The following is an 11,930-nucleotide window of genomic DNA, read 5'->3' on the forward strand; positions in this document are numbered from 1 at the left end:
TTTAAGTCCTTTGTGAACATGACCGGGCGGCGGCGACCACCGCCTGCCCGAAGGAGATCGCTCCGTCACCTGCGGGCAGGTGCGAAGGAAAAAGAAGCGTAAAGTCAGAAAGATAATGACGCAGGCGCGCGCGCAGCAGACGGTTGTGCACCACGCCGCCGCTGAGGCAGATTGTCGACAGCGATAAGCGTCGGGCATGGAACGCGGCGAGTTCTGCCAACCCTTTTGCCAGCGCGTCGTGAAACGCCCACGCGCGCTCGCAGGGCTCAGCCTGCCAGGCCAGCCACTGCCGCCAGAAAAGCGCGAGGTTGTCGACAGACAGCATCACCGGATGGTCGACGCCCGCGCACTGCGAGGCCAGCGCTTCCAGCCTGCATGCGGCTTCCCCCTCCCAGGACTGCGCGTCGATACCGAGCGCGCAGGCGACCGCATCAAACAGGCGACCACATGACGAGGCCTGCGGCGCGTTGATGCCGCGCCCGATCGCCGTTGCCAGCAGCGGCCAGTTCTGGCGCTGTACCGCGCGCGTTTCCGGATACTGCTGCCAGTCAGGGACAAATGCCAGACAGTGGGCGAGCAGATTGCGCCACGACTGCCGCGCCGCCAGATCGCCGCCCGGCAGCGCAACGGCAGGCAGCCCGCCCAGATGCTCGCACGAGAGATAGTTCACCCGCAGGCACTCCCCGCCCCACAGCGCGCCGTTCTCGCCCATGCCGATCCCGTCCAGCGTGAGGGCGATAACGTCTCCGCCCTCACGCGGCCAGCCGTTTTCCGCCAGGCACGCCGCCGCGTGGGCGTGATGGTGCAGTACGGTTTCGACCGGCAGCGCCTGCGCTTGCGCCCATTGTTGCGTGTGATAGCCCGGATGGGCGTCGCACACCACGCGCTCCGGCTGGAAGGCGTAGATGTCCTGCATCGTCGAGAGCGCGCCGCGCCACTGCGCTTCGACACCCTCGTCGCCGAGATCGCCAAAATGCTGGCTCAGCACCGCCTGGCTGCCACGCACCAGGCAGAAGGTGTTTTTCATCTCCGCACCGGTGCATAACATGGCGGGGATATTCTCGAAACCCGCAGGCAACGTGATGGCATCTGGCACAAAACCGCGCGCGCGGCGCAGCATCGCGCCGTCCCGATCCATCACCGAATCGTCCATCCGCTGAAGAATATCGCGATTGTGCAGCAGGAATCCGTCCGCGATGTTGCCCAGTTCATCCATCGCCTGTTGATTACTGATGGCAGGCGGCCTGCCGCTGAGGTTGCCGGAGGTCATCACCAGCGGGCGCTGGCAGTCCATCATCAGCAAATGTTGCAGCGGGTTTGCGGGAAGCATGATGCCCACGCTATCCAGACCCGGCGCGATTGCCTCGGGGAACACCGGCAGCCAGGCTTTTGGCGTGAGCACGATGGGTGCAGCGGGTGAGCCGAGCAGCGTCTGAATCGCCTCCGGCATGCCGTCCGCATTTGGGATCATCACCGCCAGCGGCTTCGATGGACGCTGCTTGCGTGACCGCAATGTCAGTATCGCCTGCGGGTTGAGCGCGTCGCAGACGAGGTGAAAACCGCCCAGCCCTTTAACCGCGACGATACCGCCGTCCTTGAGCATCGTCACCGCCGCACGCAGTGCCGTTTCGCGGGTGGCAACAACGTCACCGGCACGCCATTCCAGCGCTGGCCCGCAGTCCGGGCACGCCACCGGCTGGGCGTGAAAACGTCGGTCGGCAGGATTGCGGTACTCCGTCTCACAGGGTGCGCACAGGGGAAATGCGGCCATCGACGTGGCCGGACGGTCATAGGGCATGGCGCGAATAATGGTAAACCGCGGCCCGCAGTGGGTGCAGTTGATAAACGGGTAGCAATAACGGCGCTCGCCGGGGTCGCGCATTTCAGCCAGACACGCCGGACAGGTGGCGGCATCCGGCACAATCTGGGTGTCCATGGCGCTACCCGCACTGTGGCGGATAACAAACGCGTCCGGCAGGTTCGTCCAGGTGAACGGCTGCGTTTCAACGTGGTCAATGCGTGCCAGCGGTGGGCAGTCCTGATGCAGCCTCGCGGTAAAGGCCCCCCCATTACCCGCGAGGCGCACCAGCACGCCCTCTCCGTCGTTGCAGACATCGCCCGTTAGCTGAAGCTGATGCGCAAGCTGCCAGACGAAGGGCCGAAACCCCACGCCCTGCACCTTGCCGCGCACGCGCAGCTGTACGCCGTTACTGCTCATGGCGGATCAGAACAGCAGTGATGCTGAAGTATCGAACGCCGCACGACGGCGCTTTTCGGCGCTCATCTGCTCAAGCTTGTCGCGATCCACGCAGACCAGCGCGTGCGTCGGGCAGGCTTCCATGCAGGCCGGACCGGCGTCACGGTGGTAGCAAAGATCGCATTTGTTGGCTTCGGCTTTCTCCGCCCGAACGCTCAGCCCCATGCCGCTGTTGCGGACCACCGGACGGACCACCACCTCCATCGCGCCGTACGGGCAGGCGACCACGCAGGTTTTGCAGCCAATGCAGCGCTCCTGCATGACGTGCACAAAGCCTTTCTCGCGTTTAATCGCCCCGTTCGGACAGACGTTCGCGCACGGCGCGTCTTCGCACTGGCGACAGATGGCGGCGGTAGAAATATTCACGCCTTTAATGACGTGGATGCGCGGCAGGAACGTGTCAGGCGTCAGCGACGCGCAGTCCTGCTCCGCCTGATGGGAAACCACGCACGCCACTTCACAGGTACGGCAACCTATGCACTTACTGGCATCGGCCATAATAAAACGGTTCATCTGCTTCTCCAGCATTACAGTTATGCGCGGAGATATTCATAAACCGTGCCAATTATTAACACTATGATTTTTAATGATTTTAAAAATGAGCGTGGTGCTGTCATCGTCACTTATGACGATGACAGCTGTCGACGTCACCGATGCGGACCGTCGATCACGGAGTCGCGCAGGATAAGCTCACCGGAGAAGGTTTGCTGGTATTTGAACTCACCGCCGTCAAGCATGAAGATCAGGCGGCTGATGGTCTCCTTGATCATCTCCGTCACCGGAATGCGCACACTGGACAGAGACGGCACCATGTACGGCGCGATAGCCACATCGTCGAAACCAATCACCGACACCGCGTCCGGCGTGGCGACACCGCTATCGTGCAGCTGCTTCATGGCACCAATCGCCATATCGTCATTACTCGCCACCAGCGCCGTAAAGCGTTCGCCCCGGGATAACAGCTCCGCCACTGCCGCCGCACCGCTGGCCGGGTTCCATTTCCCCTGCGCAATCAGCTCCTGGCGCAGTGGAATGCCGTGCTGCATCAGTGCTGCCCGGTAACCGGAAAGACGCTCAACGCCGGTCGGGGAATCGAGTGAGCCGGTGATAAACGCAATATCCCGGTGGCCTTTCGCAATCAGCTTCGACACCGCATCCTGGCAGGAGGCGTTATGATCGGACCAGACGCTGTGGCTGCTGTTTTTCCGCAGTCGTCGGTTGAGCACCATAATCGGCTGCTCGCACTTTTCGACGATCTCGTCCATCTCCTCCACGCTCAAAAAGCGCGGATAGATGATCACCGCATCGCAGCGCATATCCAGCAGATACTGAATGGCCTCGCGCTCCTCGTCGGCGCTGTGCTTGCCGTCCGCAAGGATCAGCTGGCGCCCCTTCTCTTCGGTCATGCGCGCGGCGTGGAACAGCAGTTCGCTAAAGTAAACGCCGTGGTAAAGGGTGTTCGTCACCACCAGCCCCAGCGTCTGGGTACGCTTGGTCGCCAGGTTGCGCGCCAGCAAATTCGGGCGATAGCCGCTCTCTTCAATGGCCTGAAACACCCGGTCTTTGGTCTCCTGGCTGACGTAGCCATTTCCCGACAGCACCCGGGAGACCGTCGCTTTCGATACGCCTGCCCGCTTCGCCACTTCCAGCATCGTGGTCATGTTGTTATTCCGTTTGAAACTGATGAGCGCAGTGTACTGCACTGCAAAAAAATTGTCGCAGCGGCGAAATCACGCTTTGACTGACGATAGGTGATCGTCATCACGAATGTGAAAAATGTACAAAAAGCGATCTTGTTTCATTCAAAGAAACTCATGATGATTATGTGAAACCGGTTTCCTACATTTCTCACAACGATAACAGGATCACATCCGATGGCCAAAAATTACGCCGCGCTGGCGAACGACGTTGTCAGCGCGCTGGGCGGCAAAGAGAACATTGTCGCCGTCACCCACTGCATGACGCGTCTGCGCTTCGTCCTTAAAGACGAAAGCCTTACCGATGCCGCGCGCCTGAAAAGCATCAGCGGCGTGCTCGGCGTGGTACGCAATGACAACCAGTGTCAGGTCATTATTGGCAACACCGTTTCTCAGGCGTACCGCGAAGTGGTGAGCCTGCTGCCAACCAGCCTGCAGCCTGCCGTACCGGAAGGCCCGCAGAAACTGACATTACGCCGCATCGGCGCCGGGATCCTCGACGCGCTGATCGGTACCATGTCCCCGCTGATCCCGGCGATCATTGGCGGCTCGATGGTCAAGCTGCTGGCAATGATCCTCGAGATGACCGGCGTGCTGGGCAAGGGCGATCCCACGCTGACCATCCTGACGGTCATTGGCGACGGCGCGTTCTTCTTCCTGCCGCTGATGGTGGCAGCCTCGGCGGCGGTGAAGTTCAAAACTAATATGTCGCTGGCGATTGCCATTGCGGGCGTGCTGGTGCACCCGAGCTTTATCGAGCTGATGGCGAAAGCCGCTCAGGGCGAGCACGTTGAGTTCGCCTTTATCCCGGTGACGGCGGTGAAATACACTTACACCGTCATCCCGGCTCTGGTCATGACCTGGTGCCTGTCATACATCGAGCGCTGGGTGGATCGCATTACCCCGGCGGTCACCAAAAACTTCCTCAAGCCGATGCTGATCGTGCTGATTGCAGCCCCACTCGCCATCGTGCTGATTGGCCCGCTGGGCATCTGGATCGGTAGCGCCATCTCCGCGCTGGTCTACACCATTCACGGCTATCTGGGCTGGCTCTCCGTCGCCATTATGGGCGCGTTGTGGCCGCTGCTGGTGATGACCGGGATGCACCGCGTGTTTACGCCGACCATCATTCAGACCATTGCCGAAACGGGCAAAGAGGGGATGGTGATGCCGTCGGAAATCGGCGCCAACCTGTCGCTCGGCGGCTCGTCGCTGGCGGTGGCGTGGAAAACGAAAAACCCGGAGCTGCGCCAGACGGCGCTAGCGGCGGCGGCCTCCGCCATCATGGCGGGGATCTCTGAACCGGCGCTGTATGGCGTGGCGGTACGCCTGAAGCGTCCGCTGATTGCGAGCCTGATCAGCGGCTTTATCTGCGGCGCGGTGGCGGGCATGGCCGGTCTTGCCAGCCACTCGATGGCGGCACCGGGGCTGTTCACCAGCGTGCAGTTCTTCGACCCGGCCAACCCGATGACCATCGTATGGGTGTTTGGCGTGATGGGGCTGGCAGTGGTGCTGTCGTTTGTTCTGACCCTGATACTCGGCTTTGAGGATATCCCGGTCGAAGACGAGGCTGAAAAAGCGCGCGCCCTGCAGACCGCACCGGTTCAGAACAAAGCAGCAGAAGCATAAATTGAAAGCGAGGTAAGAATGTCTGTTTTTCCACAAGGATTTTTATGGGGCGGCGCGCTTGCCGCCAACCAGAGTGAAGGTGCTTACCGTGAAGGCGGCAAAGGGCTAACCACGGTCGATATGATCCCGCACGGCGCGAATCGCCTGGCGGTGAAGGTCGGTAAGGAAAAGCGTTTCTCGCTGCGTGACGACGAGTTCTACCCGAGCCACGAGGCGATTGATTTTTACCATCGCTATAAAGAAGACATCGCCCTGATGGCGGAGATGGGCTTTACGGTGTTCCGCACCTCGATAGCCTGGAGCCGCCTCTACCCAAACGGCGACGAGCCGCTGCCGAACAAAGAGGGTATTGCCTTCTACCGCGCGGTGTTCGAGGAGTGCAAAAAGTACAACATTGAGCCGCTGGTAACCCTGTGCCACTTCGACGTGCCGATGCACCTGGTAACGGAGTACGGCTCCTGGCGCAACCGCAAGATGGTCGATTTCTTCGCCCGCTACGCCCGCACCTGCTTTGAAGAATTTAACGGGCTGGTGAAATACTGGCTGACCTTCAACGAAATCAACATCATGCTGCACAGCCCGTTCTCCGGCGCGGGGCTGGTGTTTGAGGAGGGTGAAAACGAAGATCAGGTGAAATACCAGGCCGCGCACCACGAGCTGGTGGCGAGCGCGCTGGCAACCAAAATTGCTCACGAGGTGAACCCGGAAAACCAGGTCGGCTGCATGCTGGCGGGCGGGAATTTCTACCCGTACTCCTGCAAGCCGGAAGACGTGTGGATGGCGCTGGAGAAAGACCGCGAGAACCTGTTCTTTATCGATGTGCAGGCGCGCGGCAGCTACCCGGCCTACTCCGCTCGCGTGTTCCGCGAAAAAGGCGTGGTGATTGTGAAAGACCCGGGCGACGACGACCTGCTGAAAAACACCGTCGACTTTGTCTCGTTCAGCTATTACGCCTCGCGCTGCGCGTCGGCGGACATGAACGCGGGCAACACCAGCGCGGCGAACATCGTGAAGTCCCTGCGTAACCCGCATATTCAGGTGAGCGAATGGGGCTGGGGTATTGACCCGCTCGGCCTGCGCATCACCATGAACATGATGTACGACCGCTACCAGAAGCCGCTGTTCCTGGTGGAAAATGGCCTCGGGGCGAAGGACGAGATCGACGCGAATGGCGAGATCAACGACGACTACCGCATCAGCTACTTGCGCGAGCACATCCGCGCGATGGGCGACGCGATTGAGGACGGCGTGCCGCTGATGGGCTACACCACCTGGGGCTGCATCGACCTGGTGGCCGCCTCAACGGGCGAAATGAGCAAACGCTACGGTTTTGTGTACGTTGACCGCGATGACGCCGGAAACGGCACGCTGGACCGCAAGCGCAAGAAATCGTTCGGGTGGTACAAGAAGGTGATTGCGAGTAATGGGGGGGATCTGGAGTAGCCTGTTTTGCCGGGTGGCGGCTTCGCCTTACCGGGCCTACAAAACCGTAGGCCCGGTAAGCGTAGCGCCACCGGGCGCTGTTCAGAGCCGGGAAAATCCCCCGTCCCCAACCCATCCGGCAAGCCGTGAATAGACCACGTCCACCGCCTCTTTCACCGGCGGCGTCATCGGGTAATAAAACCCAACGATGTCCGGCTGAATGCCCAAAAACAGCACCTCGCCCACGTCGTCTTTAATCTGATCGACCAGGTAGTTCAGCGGCATATTGTGCGTCGTCATCATAAACATCTCGGCGATGTCGTCCGGGTCAATCAGGCGGATCTCACCGGGGTTAAGACCCATATCGGTGGCATCGACGATTAACAGCCTGTCCGGACGCAGTTCGCGAATGGCGACCACGTCGTTTTCCGGCGCGCTGCCGCCGTCAATCACTACCCAGCCGCCCTGCGGGTTCGCGGCGCACATCTCTGCCAGTAGCGGCCCCGCGCCGTCGTCGCCCATCATGCTGTTGCCCACGCACAGTAAAACGTCAGTCACGTAATCTCCTCACCATCAGGTAGATGGCGCTCTCCTGATGAATATCATGCAGCATGCTGAGCAGCGTTTTGCTCCACGCCTGCTGCTCGGGGGTTTGCCTGCTCAGCGCCGCGTTAAAGGCGTTGGCGAGCATCGCAATGTGGTTGGCGTCGATGACGATCTCGCCATACTTCGGCACGCCCTCCATCTTGCGCCGCGCCGTGCTGCCCTCCTCCAGCGTGGCGATCCACGTCAGGTACTCGGGCCACGGGCAGCTTAACGCCGCCTCCAGGCAGTCGATCACCCCGAGGTGGTGCCCAATCGCCAGGCTGTAATAGACCACCTGCTGCGCCGCATCCGGCGTGGCATCGTTCTCATCAATAAACTTACGGCTCAGCTGGCTGAACACCACCGTTTCACTCATCGGATACGCGCCTCATCCACAATGCTGTTCAGGTTCGCCACGATCTCATTGAGACGCGGATCGTTTTCCGCCTCCAGCCAGCGCGCCACCTGATGTTCGCCCTGGCTCAGCAGGCGCAGATAATCGTCGGCAATCTGACGCCCGTAGCGGTAGCCAGCCAGCCTGCGCGCCGTGCGGTCCACTTTCACCCGCAGCGGCTGCACCATGTCCGGGTGCAGGATGGCCGCAGGTTGGTTGTCCAGCTCGCCCGGCTCGCGGGCGTGGATTTTTTGCTCCAGCAGGCCGAGCGCCATCGCAAAGCCGTACAGCGTCGCGGCGGGCGTTGGCGGACAGCCCGGAATGTAGACGTCCACCGGCACGATTTTGTCGGTGCCACCCCAGACGCAGTAAAGGTCGTGGAAGATGCCGCCGCTGTTGCCGCAGGCCCCGTACGAGATGCAGATTTTCGGGTCCGGCGCAGACTGCCAGGCGCGCAGCGCGGGGGAGCGCATGGCGCGGGTGACGGCCCCGGTAAACAGCAGAATGTCCGCATGACGCGGAGACGGCACCACCTTGATGCCGAAGCGCTCGGCGTCAAACAGCGGTGACAGGGTGGCGAAGATCTCAATCTCGCAGCCGTTGCAGCCGCCGCAGTCCACGCGGTAGACGTAGGCCGAGCGTTTGATTTTTTTCAGCAGCGACGCCTTCATGCTGGCGATGGATTCGTCCACCGTCATCGGCACCGGAATGCCGTTTGCGTCGCGCGGGCCGAGTAAATTGTCCATCAGCTGGCCTCTCTCATATGGCGGGTGATATCAATGCGGTCGGACGGCAGCAGGCACTTCTGACGCTTGCACTCCGGGCAGGTTTCAAAGCTTTCACGATGATGCTCCGCGCGGGCGTCGCCGTTGTGCTGCAGCAGCGCGATGGCGTAGTCGATCTCTTTCTGCACGGCGAACGGGCGTCTACAGACGCGGCAGCTGCACAGATCAAAGCGCGACTGCTGGAGGAAATCCTCTTTCTTCCACACCGCCAGCTCGTACTCCTGCGACAGGCGAATGGCGACCGTCGGGCAGACCTCCTCGCAGCGGCCGCAGAAGATGCAGCGCCCGAGGTTAAACTGCCAGGCCAACTCGCCAGTTTTGAGATCCGTTTCCACCGTCAGGGCATTCGACGGACAGGCGTTGACGCAGGCCGCGCAGCCGATGCACTGCTGCGGATTGTGCTCCGGCTTGCCGCGAAAGTTTTTATCCACCGGCATCGGCTCCAGCGGATAGCTGCTGGTCTGCGTGCCGGTTTTGATCACTTTTTTGATAAAGGTAAACATGGCGAGTCCTTATTTCAGCGGCGAGTTTTTACGCTCGATGCTGTAGCGCTCAAGCTCTTTGTACGGCACCACCTGGCTTTTCTTCTTGCGCACGTCCACGACGGTCATGCGGTCGGTGCAGGAGTAGCACGGGTCGAGGCTGCCGATGATCAGCGGTGCATCGGAAACCGTGTTGCCGCGCAGCATGTAGCGTAGGGTTGGCCAGTTGGCGTAGGTGGCCGCGCGGCAGCGCCAGCGGTAGAGCTTCTGGTTGTCGCCGGTCATGCTCCAGTGAATGTCGTCCCCGCGCGGCGCTTCGGCAAAGCCGAGGGCAAAGCGGTTCGGGATGTAGGTGAAGCCCTCCACCATCAGCGGGCCGCCCGGCAGGTTATCGAGGCCGAAGTCGATCATATTCAGGGCGGTGAATACCTCGTTGATACGCACCTTGAGGCGCGAAATAACGTCGCAGCCCTGCTCGCTGTGCACGGTCATCGGCAACAGGCCGTAGCCGACGAACGGGTGATCGGCGCGGGTGTCGCGGGCGTGGCCGCTGGCGCGCACCATTGGGCCGACGTTGCTGAAGTCGCGGGCGATTTCCGGGTCAAGGCGGCCGATGCCGACGGTGCGCTGCTCGATGTTTGGCGTACTGAGCAGCATGTCCACCAGCTCCTGCACGTCGCGGCGCATCTGCTGCGCCAGCTGACGGGTCTGGATCATGTCGTCCTTCAGCAGGTCGCGGCGGATCCCACCGATCAGGTTCAGACCGTAGGTTTTACGCGCCCCGGTGAGGATCTCCGCCATCTTCATCGACGCCTCGCGCACGCGGAAGAACTGCATAAACCCGGAGTCAAAACCGACGAAGTGACAGGCCAGGCCGAGGTTCAGCAGGTGCGAGTGCAGGCGCTCCACCTCCAGCAGAATGGCGCGGATCATCTGCGCGCGTTCGGGCACCACGATCCCCATGCCGTTCTCCACCGAGGTGGTGTAGGCGGTGCTGTGGGCGAAGCCGCAGATCCCGCACACGCGGTCAGAAAGAAACGTCACTTCGTTGTATCCCATGCGGGTTTCCGCCAGCTTTTCCATGCCGCGATGGACGTAGAACAGGCGGTAGTCGGCGTCGATAATGTTTTCGCCATCGACGAACAGGCGGAAGTGGCCCGGTTCGTCGGAGGTGACGTGCAGCGGGCCAATCGGCACCACGTTGTTCTTCTTGCTGCCCAGCTCGTTGATGAACTCGTAGGTTTCGCTGTCGGTGGTCGGCGCCGGGCGCTGGCGGTAGTCCATGCTGTCTTTGCGCAGCGGATAAAGTTCGTCCGGCCAGTCGTCCGGCAGCACCAGGCGTCGCTCGTCCGGCAGGCCGACCGGCACCAGGCCGTACATGTCTCGCACTTCGCGCTCGCCCCAGACGGCGGCAGGCACGCGCGGCGTGACGGACGGGTATTCCGGCTTATTTGGGTCAACTTCGACGCGCACGGTGAGCCAGCACTTTTCGCCCTGCTCCATCGACATCACGTAGTACACCGCATAGTTGCCGCACAGCTGGCGCTCGTCGTTACCGAACAGCACCGACAGCCAGCCGCCCTGCTGGTAGTAGAGAAACTCCACCACTTCCGGCAGATAGTTCACCTTTACGGTGACGGTTATCTGGTCTTTGGTTTGCCAGGACTCCTCCAGAACTACGCCGGGGAAGGCCTGATGCAACGCGGCGAGATACTGCTGACCTTTCTTTTCTTCAGACATAAAAATTCTCTTTAATCACGCCACCAGCAAGGAGACGAACGCTAAAAATGCAAAACCAAAACCGGCCCAGGTGATGCGTGACGTTTCCACAAAACGCAGGCGCGCCATGCTGTTTTCAAACAGGGCAATCACCAGCACGCCGACCAGCAGCTTGAGGGCGGCAACAACAACCGCCAGCACCAGGCCGCCCGCGGAGAAGTGGGTCATCTGCCCCCACGGGAAGAAGACGCCGACAAACATCTGCAGCACTACCAGCTGCTTGAGGCTGATGCCCCACTTCAGCACCGCAAAGCCGTAGCCGCTGTATTCGGTAAGCGGCCCTTCCTGCAGCTCCTGCTCGGCTTCCGCCAGATCGAACGGCAGTTTGCCCATCTCAATAAAGGTGGCGAACGCGCAGGCGCAGAGCGCCAGCACCAGCGGGATCGAGCGCGCCACAGGCCAGTGGTAAACGGTGTCGGTGATAAAGCTGATATGGGTGGAACCCGCGACCTGCGCGGCAACCCACAGCCCCAGCAGCAGGATCGGCTCAACCAGCACGCCCAGCATCGCCTCGCGGCTGGCACCGATGCCGGTAAATGGGCTCCCGGTGTCCAGGCCCGCAATGGCAAAGAAGAAGCGGGCGATGGCGAAGAGGTAGATAAGCGTAATCAGATCGCCAAGCACGTGCAGCGGCGACGCCACTGTGACCACCGGCAGCGCGGTGGCGATGGTCAGCATCACGCCCACCATCACGAACGGCGTCAGGCGGAAGACCCAGCCTGCGGCATCCGGGGCCACGCTCTGACGAGAAAGCAGCTTGAAGAGATCGCGATACTCCTGGAGCACCCCGGGCCCGCGACGGTTATGCATTCGGGCGCGTGCCACGCGCGTGATGCCCGACAGCAGCGGCGCAGCGGCGAACAGCACCAGCGCCTGAAGAATGGCCAGTAACAAACTCAT

The 11,930-nt window shown here is 61.4% G+C and carries 11 protein-coding genes; 2 read left to right on the forward strand and 9 right to left on the reverse strand.

Annotated elements, in window-relative coordinates; translation table 11 throughout:
• Nucleotide 1: 1 nt before the first annotated feature.
• The 3 genes from hypF to EXW94_RS21940 all read right to left on the reverse strand — a co-directional run bounded on the left by hypF (nucleotide 2) and on the right by EXW94_RS21940 (nucleotide 3,918).
• Complete coding sequence (hypF, locus tag EXW94_RS21930) at nucleotides 2-2,218, reverse strand: carbamoyltransferase HypF (RefSeq protein ID WP_174340996.1); 2,217 nt, start codon at nucleotides 2,216-2,218, stop codon at nucleotides 2-4.
• A gap of 6 nt (nucleotides 2,219-2,224) precedes the next feature.
• Nucleotides 2,225-2,770 carry an electron transport protein HydN gene (gene hydN / locus EXW94_RS21935; protein ID WP_174340997.1) on the reverse strand — a complete coding sequence of 182 codons (546 nt, stop codon included), beginning with the start codon at nucleotides 2,768-2,770 and terminating at the stop codon, nucleotides 2,225-2,227.
• Nucleotides 2,771-2,904: 134 nt separating this feature from the next.
• A complete protein-coding gene (locus tag EXW94_RS21940) occupies nucleotides 2,905-3,918 on the reverse strand; it encodes a LacI family DNA-binding transcriptional regulator (protein WP_174340998.1) in 1,014 nt (337 codons plus the stop codon).
• 213 nt (nucleotides 3,919-4,131) lie between these two features.
• Between EXW94_RS21940 and ascF the strand changes: the two genes are divergently transcribed.
• A complete protein-coding gene (gene ascF / locus EXW94_RS21945; RefSeq protein WP_120159338.1) occupies nucleotides 4,132-5,583 on the forward strand; it encodes a PTS cellobiose/arbutin/salicin transporter subunit IIBC in 1,452 nt (483 codons plus the stop codon).
• Nucleotides 5,584-5,601: 18 nt separating this feature from the next.
• Nucleotides 5,602-7,026: a 6-phospho-beta-glucosidase gene (locus EXW94_RS21950; protein ID WP_174340999.1), complete on the forward strand. Its 1,425-nt coding sequence runs from the start codon at nucleotides 5,602-5,604 to the stop codon at nucleotides 7,024-7,026.
• A gap of 81 nt (nucleotides 7,027-7,107) precedes the next feature.
• On the opposite strand, the gene hycI is transcribed toward EXW94_RS21950, so the two are convergent.
• The 6 genes from hycI to EXW94_RS21980 are packed head-to-tail and all read right to left on the reverse strand — an operon-like array spanning nucleotide 7,108 to nucleotide 11,930.
• Nucleotides 7,108-7,563: a hydrogenase maturation peptidase HycI gene (gene hycI, locus EXW94_RS21955; RefSeq protein WP_120159340.1), complete on the reverse strand. Its 456-nt coding sequence runs from the start codon at nucleotides 7,561-7,563 to the stop codon at nucleotides 7,108-7,110.
• Nucleotides 7,556-7,966: a formate hydrogenlyase maturation HycH family protein gene (locus EXW94_RS21960; RefSeq protein WP_174341000.1), complete on the reverse strand. Its 411-nt coding sequence runs from the start codon at nucleotides 7,964-7,966 to the stop codon at nucleotides 7,556-7,558. Before EXW94_RS21960 ends, hycI begins: the two co-directional genes overlap by 8 nt.
• Nucleotides 7,963-8,730, reverse strand: coding sequence for a formate hydrogenlyase subunit HycG (hycG, locus tag EXW94_RS21965; protein WP_174341001.1), 768 nt, complete (start codon nucleotides 8,728-8,730; stop codon nucleotides 7,963-7,965). The genes EXW94_RS21960 and hycG overlap by 4 nt, the downstream gene beginning before the upstream one ends.
• Nucleotides 8,730-9,272 (reverse strand): formate hydrogenlyase complex iron-sulfur subunit, encoded by a 543-nt coding sequence (locus EXW94_RS21970; RefSeq protein WP_023308967.1) that lies wholly within the window; start codon nucleotides 9,270-9,272, stop codon nucleotides 8,730-8,732. The genes hycG and EXW94_RS21970 overlap by 1 nt, the downstream gene beginning before the upstream one ends.
• Before the next feature lie 9 nt (nucleotides 9,273-9,281).
• Nucleotides 9,282-10,991, reverse strand: a complete 1,710-nt coding sequence (gene hycE / locus EXW94_RS21975) for a formate hydrogenlyase subunit HycE (protein WP_120159343.1) — start codon at nucleotides 10,989-10,991, stop codon at nucleotides 9,282-9,284.
• 15 nt (nucleotides 10,992-11,006) lie between these two features.
• Complete coding sequence (locus tag EXW94_RS21980; RefSeq protein ID WP_174341002.1) at nucleotides 11,007-11,930, reverse strand: respiratory chain complex I subunit 1 family protein; 924 nt, start codon at nucleotides 11,928-11,930, stop codon at nucleotides 11,007-11,009.

Origin of the sequence: Enterobacter sp. JMULE2, assembly GCF_013337145.1 — a bacterium.
Lineage (GTDB): Bacteria > Pseudomonadota > Gammaproteobacteria > Enterobacterales > Enterobacteriaceae > Enterobacter > Enterobacter mori.

Coding starts and splice junctions, on each gene's coding strand:
- hypF (WP_174340996.1), bottom strand. CDS start 2,218: ATGAGCAGTAACGGCGTACAGCTGCGCGTGCGCGGCAAGGTGCAGGGC.
- hydN (WP_174340997.1), bottom strand. CDS start 2,770: ATGAACCGTTTTATTATGGCCGATGCCAGTAAGTGCATAGGTTGCCGT.
- EXW94_RS21940 (WP_174340998.1), bottom strand. CDS start 3,918: ATGACCACGATGCTGGAAGTGGCGAAGCGGGCAGGCGTATCGAAAGCG.
- ascF (WP_120159338.1), top strand. CDS start 4,132: ATGGCCAAAAATTACGCCGCGCTGGCGAACGACGTTGTCAGCGCGCTG.
- EXW94_RS21950 (WP_174340999.1), top strand. CDS start 5,602: ATGTCTGTTTTTCCACAAGGATTTTTATGGGGCGGCGCGCTTGCCGCC.
- EXW94_RS21960 (WP_174341000.1), bottom strand. CDS start 7,966: ATGAGTGAAACGGTGGTGTTCAGCCAGCTGAGCCGTAAGTTTATTGAT.
- hycG (WP_174341001.1), bottom strand. CDS start 8,730: ATGGACAATTTACTCGGCCCGCGCGACGCAAACGGCATTCCGGTGCCG.
- EXW94_RS21970 (WP_023308967.1), bottom strand. CDS start 9,272: ATGTTTACCTTTATCAAAAAAGTGATCAAAACCGGCACGCAGACCAGC.
- hycE (WP_120159343.1), bottom strand. CDS start 10,991: ATGTCTGAAGAAAAGAAAGGTCAGCAGTATCTCGCCGCGTTGCATCAG.
- EXW94_RS21980 (WP_174341002.1), bottom strand. CDS start 11,930: ATGAGTTTGTTACTGGCCATTCTTCAGGCGCTGGTGCTGTTCGCCGCT.